Source organism: Mesorhizobium sp. B2-4-17 (assembly GCF_006441275.1).
In the GTDB taxonomy this organism is placed as follows: domain Bacteria; phylum Pseudomonadota; class Alphaproteobacteria; order Rhizobiales; family Rhizobiaceae; genus Mesorhizobium.
On record NZ_VFUX01000004.1, the window covers coordinates 54,304 to 75,379 of the forward strand.

Below are 21,076 nucleotides of genomic sequence, written 5' to 3' on the forward strand. Positions count from 1 at the left end.
TTTGACCGCATGACCGAGCCCGAAAGGCCTGATGGGATAGGCCTGCTCCTTCCCGTCGACATCGATCTGATGGTCGAGGCGGGAAACTGGCCTGGAGAGGCGGTGCTTTTGCAGCTTGTCGACAAAGCCGCCGCGGCCGCTTTCGCCGAAACCGGCGCTGCAGGACATTCCGAACTGAGCGTCGTTTTTTCCGACGACGCCCATATCCGCACGCTGAACGCCGGCTGGCGCGGCAAGGACAAGCCGACCAACGTCTTGTCTTTCCCGGCTTTTCCGCATGCGAAAGGCGCTCCGCTGCCGCCGATGTTGGGCGACATTGTGCTCGCCGCCGAGACGGTGGCGCGCGAGGCGGCACTGGAAGACAAGCCCCTGGAGAACCATATCTCCCATCTCGTCATCCATGGCCTGTTGCATTTGCTGGGCTACGATCACGAGACCGACGCCGAGGCCGAGGAGATGGAAGCTCTCGAACGTACAGCGCTCGCAAGGCTTGCCATTCCCGATCCCTACGCGTAACTACATCTGACAATTGACCGGACGACGATGAACGACAAACCAGAGACTGCCGCCCGCCCCGACGCCGGCAGTGCCGCCAAGGCTTCCGATACGTCGGAAGAGGGATCAAGTCCGAGTACCGTTACCCCTGGTGTTGCCAACACCGGCAGCGTTGCCAGCGAGTCTTCGCCTGCCGGCCCCTCCCTGTTCGAACGTGTTCTGGGCCTGTTCCGGCAGCGCAATGGAACCAGCCTGCGTGAGGAAATCGCCGGCGCGCTTGCCGAGACAGCCAGCGATGCCGAATCCTTCTCGCCTGGCGAGCGCGCCATGCTCAACAACATCCTGCGGTTGCGTGAAGTGCGTGTCGAGGACGTCATGGTGCCGCGCGCCGATATCGAGGCCGTCGAGATCACCACGACGCTCGGCGACCTCCTGGGCACCTTCGAACAATCCGGCCACTCCCGCATGCCGGTCTATTCCGAGACGCTCGATGATCCGCGCGGCATGGTCCATATTCGTGACGTGCTGGCGCACATCACCAAGCTCGCGCGCGTCAAGAAGGGGCGCACGACCAGGAAGACGCCGGCCGCCACGCAGCTTGATCTTGCCCAGGTCGACCTCGCGCGCACCATCGGCGAACTCAACCTGATCCGCCCGGTTCTGTTCGTGCCGCCTTCGATGCTTGCCTCCGACCTGATGGGCCGCATGCAGACGACGCGCACGCAGATGGCACTGGTCATCGACGAATATGGCGGCACGGACGGCCTTGTCTCGCTCGAGGACATTGTCGAGATGGTCGTCGGCGACATCGAGGACGAGCATGACGATGACGAGCCGATGATCACCCAGGCCGGCGACGGCGTGTTCGTGGTCGACGGCAAGGCCGAGATCGACGACGTCGCCAAGATGATCGGCGGCGATTTCGCCGCTGGCGAACATGGCGAATATGTCGACACCATCGGCGGCATGATCTTCAACACGCTCGGCCGCGTGCCGGCGCGCGGCGAGGTGGTGCAGGCCATCCCGGGCTTCGAGTTCCATGTGCTCGATGCCGATCCGCGCCGCGTCAAGCGCGTGCGCATCGTGCAGAGCCAGAAGGGCGAACGCCGCCGGCGTGCCGCGGCGCGCACCGAACAGGCCTGAGCCGCTCGCTCGCCGATGACGATTGAGGATCCGTTCAAGCACGCGAGCCTGGGGTCCGGTGTCTTCTACAGAGACCCTGTTGCCGCGCTGGCGTGGCTGGAAGCGGCGTTCGGCTTCGAGCGCAGCATGGTGGTCAGTGACGCCGACGGAAAGCTCGTTCATTCCGAGATGCGGTTCGGCGATTGCTACATCATCGTCGATTCCGAATGGGCTGATTATGTCGCCAGCCCGGCTGCGGTCTCCGGCAAGAACACGCAGTCGGTCTATGTCAGGCTGAAGGACGGCCTCGAAGCGCATTGTGAGCAGGCGCGGGCAGCCGGTGCGGTAATAATCCAGGAGCCGACGGATCAGTTCTATGGCGAGCGCCAGTATCGGGCACGCGATCCCGAGGGTCACGCCTGGATCTTCACGCAGCCGATCCGTTCCCCTTCCCGCGAAGAGGCCGAACACCTGGGCGGCCTGCGGATCGAGGGTTGGCATCGATAGAGCGGCGGTCGGGGCATCGCGGTCGTCGGCGTTTGGAGTGCAAGCCGCGGCCTGATAAATCTGGCGTCCTGATTCGCGCGACTCGGAAGTATGCATGGTGCGCCTTGCTGGCCGGATAATTCTGCTTTGGGGTTGGCGGCGCGCACTCGTTGCCTTTCTTGCCGGAGCGCTGGCGGTGCTCGGCCAGGCGCCATACGATTTCTTCGCCGCCTGCTTTATTTCGTTTCCGTTGCTGGTCTGGCTGCTCGACGGCGCAACCGGCGAAGCCTCCGGCAGCCTGTTCCGGCGCCTGCGGCCGGCTTTCGCCGTCGGCTGGTGGTTCGGCTTTGGCTATTTCCTCGCCGGCCTTTGGTGGGTCGGCTCGGCGCTGCTGGTCGAGGCCGACAGCTTTGCCTGGGCGCTTCCCTTCGCCGTAATCGGCATTCCCTTCGCGCTCGCCTTTTTCTATGGCTTTGCGACGATGGTCGCCCGGCTTCTGTGGAGCAGCGATGTCGGCCGCATCGCCGCTCTTGCCTTCGGCTTCGGGCTGACGGAATGGCTGCGCGGCTTCTTGTTCACCGGCTTCCCCTGGAATGCGATCGGCTACGCGGCGATGCCCGTGCCCCTTCTGATGCAGAGCGTCTCGGTGACCGGCATGATCGGCATGAACGCTCTTGCCGTGTTCCTCTTTTCCCTGCCCGCATTGCTGGCGGCGCGCCGGCATCTTCGCCTCGGCGCAGCCCTGTTTGTGCTGCTTGCCGCCGCCCATGTCGGCTTCGGCTATGTCAGGCTTGCCGCTCCTGAAAAGCCGGCTGAGCGCAGCCTGGATGTCCGCATCGTCCAGCCGGCGGTGGACCTGTCGGAAAAATGGAACGCCTCGGTGCGTGACCGCATCTTCGCCACCCTGTTAGGCCTGTCCGCCAAGGCACCGGACCCCGGTCACGGAAAGCCGCAGCTGATCCTGTGGCCGGAAACCTCGGTGCCGTTCCTCTTCACCGAGCGGCCTGATGCGTTGACGGCGCTGGGCGATATGCTGGCCGATGGCCAGATGCTGATTGCCGGCGTCGTTCGCGAGGAGGGCGGCTCGGCGGCCAGCCCTGACAGCCGCTATTACAATTCCGTGGTGGCGATCAACGACAAGGGCGAAATCGCTGACGCCGTCGACAAGGTCCATCTGGTGCCGTTCGGTGAATACCTGCCTTTTGCCGATCTGTTCGGCCGTTTCGGTATCGACCAGCTCGTCGCCGGGCCGATGACGTTCACGGCCGGCAACGAGCGCCACGCAATCACGCTTCCGGGCGGCATCCATGCCCTGCCATTTATTTGTTATGAGGTGATCTTTCCCGACCTCGTGGCGGTTGACGCTACGTCAGCGCAGCTTATTGTGAACGTTACCAATGATGCGTGGTTTGGCGACACGCCGGGGCCATACCAGCATTTCCGGCAGGCTCAGATTCGCGCAGTGGAGAACGGATTGCCCTTGCTGCGCGCTGCCAATAACGGCATCTCGGCCGTCGTCGATCGACACGGACGCGTCGTCGACGCGCTGGCGATCGACGCGCGCGGAGCCATCGATGTGAAGGTGCCGATTTCCGAACAGACGGTCGTTTCCTCAGGCCAGCGACGCATTAACGGAATGCTGATTATGTTGCTGTTTGCGCTGGTCGGGGCCCTGTTGAATGTAAGGCAAAGGCTACGGGTGAATTGACAGTTGGCACATTAGAAACTCATACTGTACCGCCTGAAAATTTCTCGAAGCCAGTGGATCGTTCTGTTGGGGCAGTTCGCCTCCGGCTTTCTTTGGGCAGGAAAAAAACACAAAGCCGAAAAAATTCGGCGAGGAAAAAATGACAGAAGAAAACAAGAAGAAACCGAATCCGATCGACATCCATGTTGGAAGCCGGGTTCGGCTCCGCCGCAACATGCTCGGAATGAGCCAGGAAAAGCTGGGCGAAAATCTCGGCATCACATTTCAACAGATCCAGAAATATGAAAAGGGCACCAATCGCGTCGGCGCCAGCCGCCTGCAGGCGATTGCTTCGATACTCGGCGTGCCCGTCGCCTTCTTTTTCGAGGATGCGCCGGGTCAGGAGTCCGCGGCCAACCGCGGCTTTGCCGAGGATGCCTCTATGGCTTTTGCCGTCGAATTCTGCGGCAGCCCGGAAGGCCTTCAGCTCAACCGCGCCTTTGTCAAGATCGCCGATGTCAAGGTGCGCCGCAGGATCATCGACTTGGTGAAATCGCTCGCAGCGGACGATCTCGACTGATCCGCGATGCGCTTTGAACCGGCGGCAACCAGCCGCCGGTGGCACAAGATATCGGCGTCGACATTCATGCCAGAACGGCGGCAACGCTTGACGAGCGGCGCTCTGCCCCGCTAACACGTGGCGCGCCAAAATCGGCAGCCTGCCGATCGTTTTTCAAGAGGGGACACCCGTGACGCGGCAGAACTACTTCTTTACCTCGGAATCCGTTGCCGAGGGCCATCCCGACAAAGTCTGTGACCGGATCTCCGACGAGATCGTCGATCTGGTCTATCGTGAAGCCAAGAAAACCGGCATGGACCCATGGAAAGTCCGCGTTGCCTGCGAGACCCTGGCGACCACCAACCGCGTCGTTATCGCCGGTGAGGTGCGCGTCCCCGAGACGCTGCTGAAGAAGGACAAGGCCGGTAACATCCTCAAGGACGCGGCGGGGCACCCTGTCGTGAACCCGGCGAAATTCAAATCCGTCGCCCGCAAGGCGATCCGCGAGATCGGCTATGAGCAGGCAGGCTTCCACTGGAAGACGGCCAAGATCGAGGTCCTGCTGCACGGCCAGTCGCCGGACATCGGCCAGGGCGTCGACAACGCCGCCGACCGCCAGGGCGAGGAAGGTGCCGGCGACCAGGGCATCATGTTCGGTTATGCCTGCCGCGAGACGCCGGACCTGATGCCGGCGCCGATCTACTACAGCCACAAGATCCTCGAACTGCTGGCCGCCGCCCGTCACGAAAACAACGGCGAGGCGGGCAAGCTCGGACCGGATGCCAAGAGCCAGGTCACCGTCCGCTACATCGATGGCAAGGCGGCCGAGGCGACGCAGATCGTCCTGTCGACTCAGCATCTCGACTCGACCTGGGACTCCAAGAAGGTCCGCAAGGTCGTGGAACCCTACGTCCGCGAGGCGCTTGGCGACCTCAAGATCGCCGACGATTGCATGTGGTACATCAACCCGACTGGCAAGTTCGTCATCGGCGGGCCAGACGGCGATGCGGGCCTCACCGGCCGCAAGATCATCGTCGACACCTATGGTGGCGCGGCACCTCACGGCGGCGGCGCCTTCTCCGGTAAGGATACCACCAAGGTCGATCGTTCGGCCGCATATGCGGCGCGTTACCTCGCCAAGAATGTCGTGGCGGCGAAGCTGGCCGACCGCTGCACCATCCAGCTTTCCTATGCCATAGGTGTCGCCCAGCCGCTGTCGGTCTATGTCGACCTCCACGGCACCGGCAAGGTCGACGAGGCAAAGCTCGAAGACGTGCTGCGCAGCGTGATGGATCTGTCGCCGTCGGGCATCCGCCGCCACCTGGACCTCAACAAGCCGATTTACGCCAAGACGTCGTCCTACGGTCATTTCGGTCGCAAGGCCGGCCGTGATGGGTCTTTCTCCTGGGAGAAGACCGACCTCGCCAAGGCGCTCAAGGATGCCGTCGCGGCCTGAGCGCCACGACGGACCCTGCGCCCAACCAGATGAGCCCGCAAGACAGGCCAAGCCGTACGACCGAAGCCTTTTTCGGTCGTCGGCGCGGCAAGCCCGTTCGCCCGCAGCAGGCCGCGGCCCTGGAAAGCGGCCTTGGCGCCTATCGGCTCGATCTGGCGACCGCGGCGCCGCCGGATCTGCGCACTCTGTTTGAAGCTGACGTTTCGGCCGTGCGGCTCGAAATCGGCTTTGGCGGTGGCGAACATCTCCTGCATCGCGCCGTCGAGGCGCCGACGATCGGCTTCATCGGCGTCGAGCCCTTCGTCAACGGCATGGCCAAGATGATGATGGCGGTCCGGGAAAGGCCGCTTGCCAATCTCAGGGTCTATGACGACGACGCCACGCAATTGCTCGACTGGCTGCCCTCGGCCTCGCTGGAGGGCATTGATCTTCTTTATCCCGACCCCTGGCCGAAGAAGAAGCACTGGAAGCGGCGCTTCGTCAGCCAGGTCAATCTCGACCGTTTCGCGCGTGTCCTGAAGCCGGGTTCGAAATTCCGCTTCGCGTCCGATATCGACACCTATGTGAACTGGACCTTGCTGCATTGCCGGGCGCACGGCGCCTTCGCATGGCAGGCCGCGGAAGCGGCGGACTGGCATCGCCCTTACGATGGCTGGCCAGGCACCCGTTACGAGGCGAAGGCCATTCGCGAGGGCCGGCCGCCCGCCTATCTGACTTTCGTCAGGACATAAGCCTTCCGGCAGCTCAGAAACGGCCGATTCGGTCGAACACAGCCGGATCCATGCCAAGCTTGCGCAGGTCGTCCGCGCGCGGCTTGCCGCCGGCTTCCACGGCGCGCGATGCGGCGATGGCGCGGCCGAACGTTGTGAAGAGATCGCCCAAGGCGGAAAATATTCTGCGGTTGCTCATGATCTTGTCCTTTCGCGCGGCAATTCTGTTCGTGTCGTGGCTAAAGGAGCGTCCTGTCGGCGCACACAGGGGGATTGCCGCGTGGGGCCATGCGTCTGAAGCAGCGCGGATGCCGTGAGGGCTTTTGCCGCCCCGGCACAGCGGACTTGAAACGCCGGCCCGGATCGTCTATATCAGCTTCAAATTCTTGGTCGGTATGACGAAGAGTGGGTCCATCCGGTCCCGCTCTTTTTTATTACCTGCCGATAGGTTCGAAAAGAACGACAGGGATTAGATGACTGCAACGGCAAGCGAAGGTGACGACCGCATCATCCGCGAAAGCGGCATCGATGCGCGCATCGCGCTGATCATCCAACCCGTGCTGCGCGGCATCGGGTTTCGCCTGGTGCGCGTGCGCCTGTCCGGTCAGAACGGGCTGACGCTGCAGATCATGGCCGAGCGCGAGGACGGCACCATGACCGTCGAGGATTGCGAAGCGGTCAGCCGCGCGGTGTCGCCGGCGCTCGACGTCGACGATCCGATCGAGAAGGCGTATCATCTGGAAGTCTCTTCTCCCGGCATCGACCGGCCGCTGGTCCGCAAGTCGGATTTCACGGCGTGGACTGGCCACCTGGTGAAGATGGAGACGTCGGTCGTCGTCGCCGACCGCAAGCGCTTCAAGGGCAAGATCGCCGAAGCCGGCGAAAATGACGTGCTGATCGAGCGCGACAAGGCGGCCTATGGCGAGGAGCCGACGGTGCGCGTGCCCTACGATGCGATCGCGGAGGCGCGCCTGATCCTGACCGACGACCTGATCCGCGATGCCTTGTCGAAGGACAACAGGGCGCGCAAGGAAGCCAAGAAACGCCGCGGCGAGCCGGACGACGACGTGCCAGAGGGTGCGGAAACGGACGCCACGGAAGAACACGAACAGGAAAGTTGATTGAGCTGCCGGACCCGAAGGTCCGGCAAACAGGCTCGGGAGAAAGAACATGGTTGTAAGCGCCAACAGACTTGAACTGCTGCAGATTGCCGACGCGGTCGCGCGTGAAAAGTCGATCGACAAGTCGATCGTCATCGCCGCCATGGCCGATGCGATCCAGAAAGCGGCGCGTTCGCGGTACGGCCAGGAGACCAACATCCGTGCCGACATCAACCCGAACACCGGCGAGATGAAGCTGCAGCGGCTGATGGAAGTGGTCGAAAAGGTCGACGATTATGCCACGCAGATCGCCATTTCCTCTGCTCGGGAGCGCAATCCCGACGCTCAGCTCGGCGATTTCATCGCCGAACAGCTGCCGCCGATGGATTTCGGCCGCATCGCCGCCCAGTCCGCCAAGCAGGTCATCGTGCAGAAGGTGCGCGAGGCTGAACGCGACCGCCAGTACGACGAATACAAGGACCGCATCGGCGAGATCGTCAACGGCACCGTCAAGCGCGTCGAATATGGCAATGTCATCGTCGATCTCGGCCGTGGCGAGGCGATCATCCGCCGTGACGAACTGATCCCGCGCGAGAACTACAAGTATGGCGACCGCGTCCGTGCCTACGTCTACGACGTGCGCCGCGAGCAGCGCGGCCCGCAGATATTCCTGTCGCGCACCCATCCGCAGTTCATGGCCAAGCTCTTCACCATGGAAGTGCCGGAAATCTATGACGGCATCATCGAGATCAAGTCGGTCGCCCGTGACCCGGGCTCACGCGCCAAGATCGCCGTCATCTCGCGCGACAGCTCGATCGATCCGGTCGGTGCCTGCGTCGGTATGCGCGGCAGCCGCGTCCAGGCGGTCGTCGGCGAATTGCAGGGCGAGAAGATCGACATCATTCCGTGGTCGCCCTCGGCCGCTTCCTTCATCGTCAACGCGCTGCAGCCGGCCGAAGTCGCCAAGGTGGTTCTCGACGAGGATGCCGAGCGCATCGAGGTTGTGGTGCCGGACGATCAACTGTCGTTGGCCATCGGCCGTCGCGGCCAGAACGTGCGCCTTGCCTCGCAGCTCACCGGCTGGGACATCGACATCCTGACCGAGCAGGAAGAGAGCGAGCGGCGTCAGAAGGAATTCGTCGAGCGCTCGGCGCTGTTCATGGAAGCCCTCGACGTCGACGAAATGGTCGGCCAGGTGCTTGCCTCGGAAGGCTTCACCAGCGTCGAGGAAGTGGCCTACGTCGATTCCGGCGAAATCTCCTCGATCGACGGCTTCGACGAGGACACCGCTTCGGAAATCCAGACCCGCGCCCGCGAATATCTGGAGAAGATCGAGGCCCAGCATGACGAGAAGCGCAAGGCGCTGGGTGTCAAGGACGAGCTGCGCGAAATCCCCGGCATCACCACCGCCATGATGGTGTCGCTTGGCGAAGACGGCGTGAAGACGATCGAGGATTTCGCCGGCTATGCCGCCGACGACCTGACCGGCTGGAAGGAACGCAAGGACGGCGAAACCAAAGTGTACCCCGGCGTGCTGGCCAATCACGGCGTTTCGCGCGCCGACGCCGAGCAGATGGTGCTCGCCGCCCGTCTCAAGGCCGGCTGGATTTCCGAGGACGAGCTCGCGGCCGAAGAAGCATCGGCTGACGAAGCCGTTGGTGCATGAGGTGAAACCGGATCGCACAGAACCCGCCCCTGGACGAGATGAACGATCGCACCTGCATCGTCACCCGCAAGCAGGCCGAACCGGATGATCTGATCCGGTTCGTCGTCGGCCCGGATTCGGCCGTCGTTCCCGATCTTAAGAGAAATCTGCCCGGCCGTGGTTGCTGGGTGAGTGCTGACCGCCTACATATCGACAAGGCGGCGGCCAAAAACCTCTTTGCCCGCGCCTTCAAGGCACAGGTGGTTGTGCCGCCCGATCTGGGCGGCATGGTCGACGGGTTGCTCTCCAAATCCGCGCTTGGCATGCTGGGTCTCGCCCGCAAGGCTGGCGCGATAGCGCTGGGTGCCACCAAGGTCGAGAGCGCGGTGCGCGGCGGGTTGGCGCTTTTCGTGCTCCACGCGACCGAAGCGTCCGACGATGGCGTACGCAAGATCAGCCAGGCGCGGCGGGCGACCGTCCATATTGGCGGCCCTTCCATCCTTGCCTACAAACTTTTCTCCGAGGCCGAGTTGAGCTTGGCATTGGGGGGTACAAATGTGATACATGCTGCCGTCCTCGCGGGAGACGCGGGTAAGGCGGTCCAGAAGCGCATGGTTGCGCTCGACCGGTATCGGGGCGGTACCCCGGACGATCTGGCAATGCTTGCGGCCGTTGCTGACGAAGATGAGGCCGCAGAGGATATGGAATGAGCGATACGAAATCGGGCGACGACAAGACGTTGAGTGTTACGCCGAAGAAGACCTTGACGCTGAAGCGCCCCGGCATGGAACAGGGCACCGTGCGCCAGAACTTCTCGCATGGCCGTACCAAGTCGGTCGTGGTCGAGACCAAGAAGCGCAAGTTCTCGCTGCCCGGCGACAGGCCGGAGCCGGTAGCCGCTGCCCCTGCGCCTGTTTTCACGCCGAAGCCGCCGGTAGCGGCTGCCGCGCCCGTCGTGCAGGAAGCGCCCAAGGCGCCGCCGCCCCCGCCGCCTCCGGTCGAGCGCAGCGGCATGGTGCTGAACGAATTGTCGCGCAGTGAAATGGAAGCGCGCCGCAGGGCACTCGAAGGCTCGAAGGTTCGCGAAGTCGAGGACCGCCAGCGCGCCGCCGAGGAGGCCAAGCGCCGCGCCGAGGAAGAAGAGCGCCGCAAGCGTGAGCGCGAAGAATCCGCGCGCCGGCAGGCCGAAGAGGAAGCGCGCCTGCAGGCCGAAGCCGAATCCCGCCGCCGCGCCGAGGAAGAGGCACGCCGCCGCGCGCCGCAGGCCGCCGAACTGGCGACATCGGACGAAGAGGAAGAGGTCAAGCCGAAGCGGGCTGGCGCCGGGGCGCCGGTACGCCGCCCGGTCACGCCCGAAGTGGCGCGTCCGGCCAAACCGACCAAAGGCGAGGAAGACCGTCGCCGCGGCAAGCTGACGCTGAATTCCGCGCTTTCCGACGAGGATGCGCGGGCCCGTTCGCTGTCGTCGATGCGTCGCCGTCAGGAGAAGTTCAAGCGCGCGATGCACAATGAACCGCGCGAGAAAGTCATGCGCGAAGTGATCTTGCCCGAGACCATCACCATCCAGGAACTGGCGCAGCGCATGTCCGAACGTGCGGTCGATGTCGTCAAGTTCTTCATGAAGCAGGGCCAGATCCTGAAGCCAGGCGACGTCATCGACGCCGACACGGCCGAGCTGGTCGCCACCGAATTCGGCCACACGGTCCGCCGCGTCGCCGAGTCCGACATCGAGGAAGGCCTGTTCAACATCGCCGATCGTCCGGAAGACCTGGTGCCGCGTCCGCCGGTCGTGACCATCATGGGCCACGTCGACCACGGCAAGACCTCGCTGCTGGATGCGATCCGCAACGCCAATGTCGTGTCCGGCGAAGCCGGCGGCATCACCCAGCATATCGGCGCCTATCAGGTCGAGAAGAACGGTCAGAAGATCACCTTCATCGACACGCCCGGCCACGCCGCCTTCACGGCGATGCGCGCCCGCGGCGCCCAGGCCACCGACATTGCCATTCTCGTGGTGGCTGCCGACGACAGCGTGATGCCGCAGACGATCGAATCGATCAGCCATGCCAAGGCGGCCAACGTTCCGATTATCGTGGCGATCAACAAGATCGACAAGCATGACGCCGATCCGCAGAAGGTGCGCTCCGAACTGCTGCGCCACGAGGTGTTCGTGGAATCGATGGGCGGTGAAGTGCTTGACGTCGAAGTGTCGGCGACCAAGGGCACCAATCTCGACAAGCTGCTCGAAGCGATCCTGCTGCAGGCCGAAATCCTCGACCTGAAGGCCAATCCGGACAGGACCGCCGAGGGCGTCGTCATCGAGGCCCAGCTCGACAAGGGCCGCGGCCCCGTCGCCACAGTGCTGGTGCAGACCGGCACGCTGATGCCGGGCGACATTCTCGTCGCCGGCAACGAATGGGGCCGGGTGCGCGCGCTGGTCAACGATCGTGGCGAACAGATCAAGGAAGCGCCGCCGGCGATGCCGGTCGAGGTGCTCGGCCTTCAGGGCACGCCGCAGGCTGGTGACCGCTTCGCGGTCGTCAACAACGAGGCTCGCGCCCGCGAGATCACCGAATACCGCCAGCGTCTGGCGCGCGAGAAGGCGGTTGCCAAGCATGCCGGTCAGCGCGGCTCGCTCGAACAGATGATGTCGCAGTTGCAGACGAGCGGGCTGAAGGAATTCCCGCTGGTCATCAAGGGCGACGTTCAGGGTTCGATCGAGGCGATCAATGCCGCGCTGGACAAGCTCGGCACCGACGAGGTGCGTGCGCGCATCGTCCACGCCGGCGCCGGCGCCATCACCGAAAGCGACGTTTCCCTGGCGGAGACCTCGGGCGCGGCAATCATCGGCTTCAACGTCCGTGCCAATGTGCAGGCGCGTGCAGCGGCCGCGGCCGCGGGCATCGAGATCCGCTACTACTCGATCATCTACAACCTCGTGGATGATGTGAAAGCGGCTCTGTCGGGCCTGCTGTCGCCGGAGCGTCGCGAAACCTTCATCGGCAATGCCGAGATCCTCGAGATCTTCGACATCACCAAGGTCGGCAAGATCGCCGGCTGCCGTGTCACCGAAGGCAAGGTCGAGCGCGGCGCGGGCGTGCGCCTGATCCGCGACAATGTCGTCATCCACGAAGGCACGCTGAAGACGCTGAAGCGCTTCAAGGACGAGGTTGCGGAAGTCCCCGTCGGCCAGGAGTGCGGCATGGCCTTCCAGAACTACGAGGACATGCGCGTCGGCGACATCATCGAGTGCTTCCGCGTCGAGATGGTGACCCGGACACTCTGAGTTCGAGTGACTTGTCGGTATCGGGCGGTGGTCGTAAGACCGCCGCCCAAAGCCTGTTGAGAACTGTTTGAGACATGCGGCACGGTCCCATCCCGCGCCTCACGCTTTCAGGATTGAGAAAAATGCCCCGTTCCACCACATCCGGTCCATCCCAGCGCATGCTGCGCGTTGGCGAGCAGGTGCGCCATGCGCTTTCCGAAACCCTGCAGCGCGGCGAGATCATCGACCCGTTGATTGAAAACTCGGTCGTTTCGGTCTCCGAAGTGCGCATGTCGCCCGATCTCAAGATCGCCACGGCCTTTGTATCCCCGCTCGGTGCAAAGGATGCCGGCGCCGTCATCGAAGCGCTCAACAAGCATGCGAAATTCGTCCGCGGCCGTGTCTCCGGTGCGCTCAGGCAAATGAAATACATGCCGGAGTTCCGCTTCCGGCTGGACACATCCTTCGACAATTTCGCCAGGATCAACGACCTGCTGAAGTCGCCCGAAGTGGCCCGCGATCTTGATGCGGACGACGACAAGAACAAAGACGACAGGGTCAAAGACGACAGGGACAGCGAATAATGGGGCGTCGCGGCAAGAAAAAGGGTCGGCCGGTCTCCGGCTGGGTGGTGCTGGACAAGCCGGTCGGCATGGGATCGACCGAGGCTGTGTCCAAGATCAAATGGCTGTTCCAGGCCGAAAAAGCCGGCCACGCCGGTACGCTCGACCCTCTGGCTTCCGGCATGCTGCCGATCGCGCTCGGCGAAGCCACCAAGACCGTGCCTTACGTGCAGGACGGCGCCAAGATTTATCGTTTCACCGTCGCCTGGGGCGATGAGCGCTCCACCGACGATCTTGAAGGGCCGGTGACGAAGAGCTCTGACCTGCGTCCGACCGAAGCCGAGGTGCGGGCCCTGCTGCCGAAATACACCGGCGTCATCATGCAGACGCCGCCGCAATTCTCGGCCGTCAAGATCGCGGGCGAACGCGCCTACGACCTCGCCCGCGAAGGCGAGACGGTCGACATCCCCCCGCGCGAGATCGAGATCGGGCGTCTCGACGTCGTCGAGCACGGCGCCGATTACACGGTTTTCGAGGTCGAATGCGGCAAGGGCACCTATGTGCGTTCGCTGGCGCGTGACATGGGCCGCGACCTCGGCTGCTTCGGCCATGTTTCCGACCTGCGCCGGGTCGAGGTCGAGCCGTTCACGCCGCAGGATTTCGTTACCATCGCCGAACTTGAGGCGGCGCGCTTCGGCGCGCAAGGTGAAGACAAGTCAGGTTCGGACGACGGCGGCGACGCCCCGGACGCGCCGATCGACTTCGACGCGATCGATGCGCTTCTTGTCGATACGTCAGCGGCTCTCGATTGCCTGCCGCAGATCGCCATCAGCGATGACGCCGCGACCAAGATCCGTCTCGGCAACCCGGTCATCATTCGTGGCCGCGATGCGCCGGTGGAGGCTGAAGAAGCCTGCGCGACGGCACGCGGCAAGCTGGTTGCCATCGGCGCGATCGAACAGGGCATGTTCAAGCCCAAGCGGGTCTTTGCCGGCTGATGGCTCTCGTCTAACTTCGGTTGGACTTTAAGATCGGGGGGCACATGGCAAAGGCCGAGGCGGTGAAAAAGCGGGCGCCGGTGAAGACGCGGCGGCCGCCGGTCGGCGCCTCGCCGGGCACGCTGATCGCCGATCCGGCGGCGCGGCGCTCCGAACTGCGGCTGACCCTGATCTCGCCGCAGAAATTCAAGACCATCGACAATGCCAGCATCGACGACGTCGAGGCCAATTGCCACAAATGGCCGGTAATCTGGCTCGACTGCACTGGTCTCGCCAACATCCAGCTGATCGAGGAGATCGGCCGCATCTTCAGCCTGCACCCGCTGGCGCTGGAGGACGTCGTCAACACCGGCCAGCGGCCGAAGGTCGACTTCTTCGAGGATCATGTTTTCGTCGTCGTGCGCATGATCGACGATATCACCGCGCATCGCTACGAACAGATCGCTGTGTTCCTCGGCGAGAACTTCGTCGTCACTTTCCAGGAGCGCGAGGGAGATCCGTTCGATCCCGTGCGCAAGCGCATCGAGAGTTCGGCGCCCAATCGGTTGCGCACGCGCGGCGCCGACTATCTGGCCTATGCACTGATCGACGCCATCGTTGACAGCTATTTCCCGCCGATCGAGGCGGCCGGCGACCTGGTCGACGGCATCGAGGACCAGATGCTGCATTCGACGCACAAGCACCAGATGCGGCAGCTGCATGAATTGCGGCGCGACGCCAATGTGCTGAAGGGCGTGCTTTGGCCGATGCGCGATGCCCTGGCGACGCTGATCCGCAACGACGTGGCCTGTGTCAGAGCCGAGACCAAGGTCTTCCTCAACGACACGCTCGACCATTCGCTCCGGCTGATCGAGCTGGTGGAGACCCAGCGCGACATGCTGACCGGACTGATCGAGATGCATCTGTCGCTGAGCCAGGCGCGCACCAACGATGTCATCAGCTATCTCACCATCGTCTCGGTCATCTTCATGCCGCTCACATTCCTGGTTGGCGTCTGGGGCATGAACTTCGATCCCGGGAGTTCGCCCTGGAACATGCCGGAGCTGAAGGCCTATTACGGCTATCCCGCGTCGTTGCTGTTCATGGCCGTTATCGCCGCTGGGCTGATCGCCTTTTTCAAATGGAAGAAATGGCTGTAACCGGTACAAAGTTTGGTACTTGAGCTGAAAAGCCGGCTTCGTGAATTGGGCTGGTGTTTTGCCGGGAATTGCACTATATGCGCCGCAGCATAGCGCTAGGACGCTTTGCTTGCACCGGCCCCTGCTGGACGACATCCCGGCTGAGGGCGACCCGTTTCCTCGAACAGATAAGGAAAAACACGATGTCGATTACTGCCGAGCGCAAGAAGGAATTGATGGGTGAATTCGCTACCGCCAAGGGCGATACCGGGTCTCCGGAAGTCCAGGTGGCCATCCTTTCCGAGCGCATCAAGAACCTGACCGACCATTTCAAGGACCACAAGAAGGATAACCATTCCCGCCGTGGTCTGCTCGCTCTCGTGTCCCAGCGCCGCAGCCTGCTTGACTATCTCAAGCGCAAGGACGACGCGCGCTACCAGACACTGATCGAGAAGCTCGGTCTGCGCCGTTGACGAATTGACCGGCGGGCTCCCACAGGGAGTCCGCCGGTCGCGCATTTGAGCATCGGGCCAACCCGAACTCGAATGCAGGACTGGAGCGCCGCGCACCCATCTGGATGCCGGACGGACGCTCCGAAAAGCTGAATTTGCGCATGACGCGTTCCGTAAGCCGTGGTTTTCGGGGTCATGCGCAGGCCAGTCGATCGATTGGCCATATCCGGCTTCGAGCGCGCAGAGGGCCACTCGAAGTCACCCATGGACGGTCATGGGGCAGGATTGCAGGACGCTCGTATGGCCATTGTGCCGGTCAAACCCGAGCTTCCCGTTGTCTTGCCCGTGGCTGCCCGAGAAAGGAAGCCAGAGGAAAGGGCACCCGCGCATGATGAAAACGGCGCGGCCCTTCCTCATACAAAGGACAAGACATGTTCAATCAACACAAAGTGGAAATCGAATGGGGCGGCCGCCCGCTCATCCTCGAAACCGGCAAGATCGCGCGCCAGGCTGACGGTGCCGTGCTTGCCACTTACGGCGAGACCGTGGTTCTCGCCACCGTCGTTTCGATGAAGGAGCCCAAGCCCGGCCTCGATTTCTTTCCGCTGACCGTCAACTACCAGGAAAAGACCTATGCCGCCGGCAAGATCCCGGGCGGCTATTTCAAGCGCGAAGGCCGTCCGAGCGAGAAGGAAACGCTGGTTTCCCGCCTCATCGACCGCCCGATCCGGCCGCTTTTCGCCGACGGCTACAAGAACGACACCCAGATCGTCGTCACCGTCGTTCAGCACGATCTCGAAAATGACCCGGACATCTTGTCGATCGTCGCCACCTCGGCCGCGCTGACCCTGTCTGGCGTTCCCTTCATGGGCCCGATCGGCGGCGCCCGCGTCGGCTACATCAACGGCGAATATGTTCTCAACCCGCACATTGACGAGATGGAGGAATCCAAGCTCGACCTCGTCGTCGCCGGCACCACCGACGCCGTGCTGATGGTCGAATCCGAAGCCAAGGAACTTTCCGAAGAGCTGATGCTCGGCGCCGTGATGTTCGGCCAGAAGGGCTTCCAGCCGGTAATCGACGCCATCATCAAGCTGGCCGAAGTCGCCGCCAAGGATCCGCGCGACTTCACCGCGCCGGATTATTCCGAGCTCGAAGGCGAGATGCTGAAGATCGTCGGCGACGAACTCCGCGACGCCTACAAGATCACCGACAAGCAGAAGCGCTATGCCGCCGTCGACGCCGTCAAGGCGAAGGTCAAGGCCGCATTTGCTCCGGCCGAGGGCGAGGATCCCAAATACACTTCCGAGCAGATCGGCTCCGTGTTCAAGGAACTCCAGGCCAAGGTCGTGCGCTGGAACATCCTCGACACCGGCTCGCGCATCGATGGCCGTGATCTCAAGACTGTCCGCAAGATCGTCTCCGAAGTCGGCGTCCTGCCGCGTACCCATGGTTCGGCGCTGTTCACCCGCGGCGAGACCCAGGCGCTGGTGGTTGCCACGCTCGGCACCGGCGAGGACGAGCAGTATGTCGATTCGCTGACCGGCATGTACAAGGAGAAGTTCCTCCTTCACTACAACTTCCCTCCCTACTCCGTCGGTGAAACCGGTCGCATGGGTTCGCCGGGCCGCCGCGAAATCGGCCACGGCAAGCTCGCCTGGCGCGCCATCCGCCCGATGCTGCCGAGCGCCGACCAGTTCCCCTACACGCTGCGCGTCGTCTCGGAGATCACCGAGTCCAACGGTTCCTCGTCGATGGCCACGGTCTGCGGCACCTCGCTGGCGCTGATGGATGCCGGCGTGCCGCTGGCCAAGCCGGTTGCTGGCATCGCCATGGGCCTGATCAAGGAAGGTGAGCGCTTCGCCGTGCTGTCGGACATCCTGGGCGACGAGGATCACCTCGGCGACATGGACTTCAAGGTAGCCGGGACCGCCAACGGCATCACCTCGCTGCAGATGGACATCAAGATCGATGGCATCACCGAGGAGATCATGCAGATCGCCCTCGGCCAGGCCAAGGACGGTCGCCTGCATATCCTCGGCGAAATGGCCCATGCGCTGTCCGGCGCACGTGCCGAGCTCGGCGAGTTCGCGCCGCGCATCGAGGTCATGCACATCCCGACCGACAAGATCCGTGACGTCATCGGCTCCGGCGGCAAGGTCATCCGCGAGATCGTCGAGAAGACCGGCGCCAAGATCAACATCGAGGACGACGGCACGGTCAAGATCGCTTCCTCGAACGCCAAGGAGATCGAGGCGGCGAAGAAGTGGATCCACACCATCGTCGCCGAGCCGGAAGTCGGCGAAATCTACGAAGGCACGGTCGTCAAGACCGCCGACTTCGGCGCCTTCGTCAACTTTTTTGGCCCGCGTGACGGTCTCGTCCACATCTCACAGCTCGCCAATGAGCGCGTCGCCAAGACCTCGGACGTCGTCAAGGAAGGCGATAAGGTCTGGGTCAAGCTGATGGGCTTCGACGAGCGCGGCAAGGTTCGCCTGTCGATGAAGGTCGTCGACCAGGCGACCGGCAAGGAAATCGTGCGCGAGAAGAAGGCCGAAGGCGAAGAAGACGCCGCCTGAGCGGTCTGACAACGAAATCGAAGCGGGCGCGGCTGTTGTCGCGCCCGTTTTCGTTTGCAGCAATTCCAGGAAAGGTGCGAAGCGGCTTTCCGTCCGGAATTGCGCAAGACACCAAAGGGCAGGGGAACATGTCTGCTGAGGCGCTGAAGACGCTTTTTTATCCGTTCGAGGCCGAGGCTCTTGCCTTGCCAGGCAAGGGCGAACGCGTCCTTTTCCTCGGCGCCGAACCCGGCCTGCGCTTGCCCCAGGGCTTCGCCGCCACTCTGCATCTTGTCCAAGGCTTCCGGCCCTATTTCCGTGCATTGCAGGCGGCTGGCTTCGCGGTCACGCCGCAACCGGCGGGTAATGGTTTTGAAGCCGCGCTGGTGATCGCCGGCCGCCATCGCGGCCAGAACGAATTGCGCGTCGCGGAGGCTCTCCAGCGCGTGGCGCCGGGCGGATTGATCGTCATTGCCGGAAGCAAGGACGACGGCATTGCCAGCCTGCGCAGGCGTATCGACGAGCTTGTGCCGCTCGACGGCCATATGCCGAAGTATCACGGCATCGCCTTCTGGCTGCGCCGTCCGATGGACATGGAAGCTGTCGCCATTTTACGCGTCGCCAACCCGGCTTTGCGGGTCGAGGACCGGTTCCACACCGCACCCGGCATGTTCTCCTTCGACCGCGTCGACGCGGGTTCGAAACTGCTGGTCGACAACCTGCCTGGTGATCTGCGTGGCAGCGCGGCCGATTTCTGCGCCGGTTGGGGCTATGTGGCGGCGGAAATGGCTGCCCGCTCGCCAGGCCTGTCGGCTCTCGATCTCTATGAGGCCGATTTCGATGCGCTGGAGGCGGCCAAAGGCAACCTGGCCAACACCGTGGCACAGGGCTTTTTCTGGACGGACCTGCTCGCCGAGCCTGTCGAGCGCTGCTATGACGTCATCGCCATGAACCCGCCCTTTCACCGCAGCCGCGCGGCGGAGCCGGAGATCGGCGCCGGCATGATCCGTGCCGCAGCCAAGGCGTTGAAGCCCGGCGGCAGGCTGTTCATGGTCGCCAACCGCCAGCTTCCGTACGAGCCCGTGCTGTCGGCCACCTTTGCCAGCCACGCCGAGCTTGCCCGCGACGGTATGTTCAAGGTGTTTTCCGCTCGGCGCTGATATAAGCGGGCGCCCTCAATGCAGAGTGGCGACGCGCCGCATGTCCTCGCCGGCGTGCCCATCGGCGACCCCGACCTTCAGCGGCGCCGGCCGCCCGAACAGGTAGCCTTGCACGACTTCGCAGCCTGCCGCCCGCAGCAGCGTTGCCTGGCTCTCGGTCTCGACGCCTTCGGCGATGATGCTGACGCCGAGCGCGCGCGAAAGCCCGACAATGGTCGAGACGACGGCGCCGGAACTGGAATCGGTATCGATGCGGCTGACGAAGGAGCGGTCGATCTTCAGCTTGCCGAACGAGAAGTCGATCAGGTAGCTGAGATTCGAATAGCCGGTGCCGAAGTCGTCGACGGCCACGGATATGCCCATCTCGGCAAGCTCTTTCAGGATGGCGGCCGCGCGGTCACGGTCCTGCATCATCGCCGTCTCGGTGACTTCCAGTTCCAGCCGTGACGGCTGGATGCCGGTGGTCCTCATCGTATCGCGCACGATGCCGACGAAGTCCTTGGTCATGAACTGGACCGGCGAGATGTTGACAGCCACGAAGCAGTCGTCCGGCAAATGGCTGGCGTCACTGCAGGCCTTGCGCAGAACCCATTCGCCGATCGGGTTGATCATCCCCGTCTCCTCGGCGATCTGGATGAACTCCATCGGCGGGATCATGCCACGCTCTGGATGGTTCCAGCGGATCAGCGCCTCATAGCCGACGATGCGGCCGGTCGGCAGATCGAGTTGCGGCTGATAGTGCAGGTCGAAGTCTCCGCGTTCGAAGGCGGTGTGCAGTTCGGATTCGACCCATTGGCGATAGTCGGCCACCCGCCCCATCTCGCTGTTGAAGACCGACCAGTTGCCGACGCCGCTGGCGCGCGCGTTCTGCAGCGCAAGGTTGGAGCGGCGCAGGATGAGGACCGGGTCGATGCCATCCTTGGGCATGGCCACGATACCCACCGAAAGGCTCACGGATTGCTGATGGCTGCTGAGTTCATAGGGCTCCATCATCTCGTCGATGAGCCTCTCGAGCATGCTTTCCATCGTTCCCTGGATTTGGTGATCCTGAAGCAGCACGGCGAACTCGCCGGCACCAATGCGCCCGATCACGGTGCGCGCGGGAACGCAGGTTTTCAGCCGCTTGGTGAAGGCGCGTATCAACTCGTCGCCCTGGGTGTAGCCGATCGCGTCGTTGATCTGCTTGAACCGGTCGATGTCGATGTCGATCAGGAACACCGGTTCTCCGGTCCGGCGCGTGGTGCATGCCGCCTCGGCGATCTTGCCGACCATCGCCGGGCGGGCCAGCAACCCGGTCAGCTTGTCGAAATGGGTCTCGTTGAAGACGAAATCCGCCGATTCATCGATGCCGGCGAAGAAAGACATTGCTGCCACCGATGCCGCCAGCGCGCAAAGCGCGGCCGTGATCGCGACCATCATGTCCACCGACATGCCGGCAAACCCGTTGCCGAGACCGTGCTTCAGGCCCCAGATGCCGAGGATGAAACTGCCGATACCCGAACTTGCTATCGTGAGCAGTCGGAACACCGGTGTTCGCTTCGGGTTGCTGACAGCAGGCATTGAAAGGTCCCCAGATTGCGGGACTCTATAGCGGGAGCCTTCTTAAAATGGCTTTCCGCGAATGCATCCAATTTTACCGGAGAGGACTATTTCTTTCCTGGAATGAAGCGATTTCCAAACGCCGGGATACATGTCGCGCAAA

General features: G+C 63.2%; 19 protein-coding genes. 17 read left to right on the forward strand and 2 right to left on the reverse strand.

The features are described 5' to 3' along the window. Nucleotides 1–9 precede the first annotated feature (9 nt). The 7 genes from ybeY (at nucleotide 10) to FJ548_RS04905 (ending at nucleotide 6,536) form a co-directional block, all read left to right on the forward strand. Entirely contained in the window at nucleotides 10–516 is a 507-nt protein-coding gene (gene ybeY / locus FJ548_RS04875; protein WP_140691328.1) for an rRNA maturation RNase YbeY, read from the forward strand. 27 nt (nucleotides 517–543) lie between these two features. Further along, nucleotides 544–1,638: a hemolysin family protein gene (locus tag FJ548_RS04880; RefSeq protein ID WP_140607764.1), complete on the forward strand. Its 1,095-nt coding sequence runs from the start codon at nucleotides 544–546 to the stop codon at nucleotides 1,636–1,638. Nucleotides 1,639–1,653: 15 nt separating this feature from the next. Further along, nucleotides 1,654–2,124 carry a VOC family protein gene (locus FJ548_RS04885; RefSeq protein WP_140777121.1) on the forward strand — a complete coding sequence of 157 codons (471 nt, stop codon included), beginning with the start codon at nucleotides 1,654–1,656 and terminating at the stop codon, nucleotides 2,122–2,124. Between the two features lie 94 nt (nucleotides 2,125–2,218). Continuing rightward, nucleotides 2,219–3,811 (forward strand): apolipoprotein N-acyltransferase, encoded by a 1,593-nt coding sequence (gene lnt, locus FJ548_RS04890; protein ID WP_140777123.1) that lies wholly within the window; start codon nucleotides 2,219–2,221, stop codon nucleotides 3,809–3,811. A gap of 139 nt (nucleotides 3,812–3,950) precedes the next feature. Then, nucleotides 3,951–4,370, forward strand: a complete 420-nt coding sequence (locus FJ548_RS04895; RefSeq protein ID WP_140607758.1) for a helix-turn-helix transcriptional regulator — start codon at nucleotides 3,951–3,953, stop codon at nucleotides 4,368–4,370. A 169-nt stretch (nucleotides 4,371–4,539) separates the two neighbouring features. Then, on the forward strand, nucleotides 4,540–5,805 hold the full coding sequence (gene metK, locus FJ548_RS04900) for a methionine adenosyltransferase (RefSeq protein WP_140607756.1): 1,266 nt from the start codon (nucleotides 4,540–4,542) through the stop codon (nucleotides 5,803–5,805). A 29-nt stretch (nucleotides 5,806–5,834) separates the two neighbouring features. After that, nucleotides 5,835–6,536 carry a tRNA (guanosine(46)-N(7))-methyltransferase TrmB gene (locus FJ548_RS04905; protein ID WP_140765044.1) on the forward strand — a complete coding sequence of 234 codons (702 nt, stop codon included), beginning with the start codon at nucleotides 5,835–5,837 and terminating at the stop codon, nucleotides 6,534–6,536. A 13-nt stretch (nucleotides 6,537–6,549) separates the two neighbouring features. Here FJ548_RS04905 and FJ548_RS04910 read toward each other — a convergent pair whose 3' ends face one another. After that, nucleotides 6,550–6,714, reverse strand: coding sequence for a hypothetical protein (locus FJ548_RS04910; protein WP_140777125.1), 165 nt, complete (start codon nucleotides 6,712–6,714; stop codon nucleotides 6,550–6,552). 274 nt (nucleotides 6,715–6,988) lie between these two features. Between FJ548_RS04910 and rimP the strand changes: the two genes are divergently transcribed. The 10 genes from rimP (at nucleotide 6,989) to FJ548_RS04960 (ending at nucleotide 19,374) form a co-directional block, all read left to right on the forward strand. Further along, complete coding sequence (gene rimP / locus FJ548_RS04915; RefSeq protein ID WP_140607752.1) at nucleotides 6,989–7,636, forward strand: ribosome maturation factor RimP; 648 nt, start codon at nucleotides 6,989–6,991, stop codon at nucleotides 7,634–7,636. Nucleotides 7,637–7,685: 49 nt separating this feature from the next. After that, the gene (nusA, locus tag FJ548_RS04920) at nucleotides 7,686–9,281 is read left to right on the forward strand and encodes a transcription termination factor NusA (RefSeq protein WP_140777127.1); all 1,596 of its coding nucleotides are present in this window, start codon (nucleotides 7,686–7,688) and stop codon (nucleotides 9,279–9,281) included. Between the two features lie 38 nt (nucleotides 9,282–9,319). After that, nucleotides 9,320–9,970: an RNA-binding protein gene (locus FJ548_RS04925; protein WP_140765035.1), complete on the forward strand. Its 651-nt coding sequence runs from the start codon at nucleotides 9,320–9,322 to the stop codon at nucleotides 9,968–9,970. Continuing rightward, nucleotides 9,967–12,546, forward strand: coding sequence for a translation initiation factor IF-2 (gene infB / locus FJ548_RS04930; protein WP_140691342.1), 2,580 nt, complete (start codon nucleotides 9,967–9,969; stop codon nucleotides 12,544–12,546). Before FJ548_RS04925 ends, infB begins: the two co-directional genes overlap by 4 nt. Before the next feature lie 122 nt (nucleotides 12,547–12,668). Continuing rightward, the gene (gene rbfA / locus FJ548_RS04935; protein ID WP_140607744.1) at nucleotides 12,669–13,109 is read left to right on the forward strand and encodes a 30S ribosome-binding factor RbfA; all 441 of its coding nucleotides are present in this window, start codon (nucleotides 12,669–12,671) and stop codon (nucleotides 13,107–13,109) included. Then, the gene (gene truB, locus FJ548_RS04940) at nucleotides 13,109–14,086 is read left to right on the forward strand and encodes a tRNA pseudouridine(55) synthase TruB (RefSeq protein ID WP_140607742.1); all 978 of its coding nucleotides are present in this window, start codon (nucleotides 13,109–13,111) and stop codon (nucleotides 14,084–14,086) included. The genes rbfA and truB overlap by 1 nt, the downstream gene beginning before the upstream one ends. Nucleotides 14,087–14,130: 44 nt before the next feature. Next, complete coding sequence (gene corA / locus FJ548_RS04945; protein WP_140607740.1) at nucleotides 14,131–15,225, forward strand: magnesium/cobalt transporter CorA; 1,095 nt, start codon at nucleotides 14,131–14,133, stop codon at nucleotides 15,223–15,225. Between the two features lie 77 nt (nucleotides 15,226–15,302). Next, nucleotides 15,303–15,677 carry a 30S ribosomal protein S15 gene (gene rpsO / locus FJ548_RS04950; protein WP_281406662.1) on the forward strand — a complete coding sequence of 125 codons (375 nt, stop codon included), beginning with the start codon at nucleotides 15,303–15,305 and terminating at the stop codon, nucleotides 15,675–15,677. Between the two features lie 410 nt (nucleotides 15,678–16,087). After that, nucleotides 16,088–18,235, forward strand: coding sequence for a polyribonucleotide nucleotidyltransferase (pnp, locus tag FJ548_RS04955; RefSeq protein WP_140607738.1), 2,148 nt, complete (start codon nucleotides 16,088–16,090; stop codon nucleotides 18,233–18,235). A 128-nt stretch (nucleotides 18,236–18,363) separates the two neighbouring features. Then, nucleotides 18,364–19,374, forward strand: coding sequence for a class I SAM-dependent methyltransferase (locus tag FJ548_RS04960; protein ID WP_140777129.1), 1,011 nt, complete (start codon nucleotides 18,364–18,366; stop codon nucleotides 19,372–19,374). 15 nt (nucleotides 19,375–19,389) lie between these two features. Here the strand turns inward: FJ548_RS04960 and FJ548_RS04965 are convergent, their stop codons facing one another. After that, the gene (locus FJ548_RS04965; protein ID WP_140777131.1) at nucleotides 19,390–20,934 is read right to left on the reverse strand and encodes a bifunctional diguanylate cyclase/phosphodiesterase; all 1,545 of its coding nucleotides are present in this window, start codon (nucleotides 20,932–20,934) and stop codon (nucleotides 19,390–19,392) included. Nucleotides 20,935–21,076 lie beyond the last annotated feature (142 nt).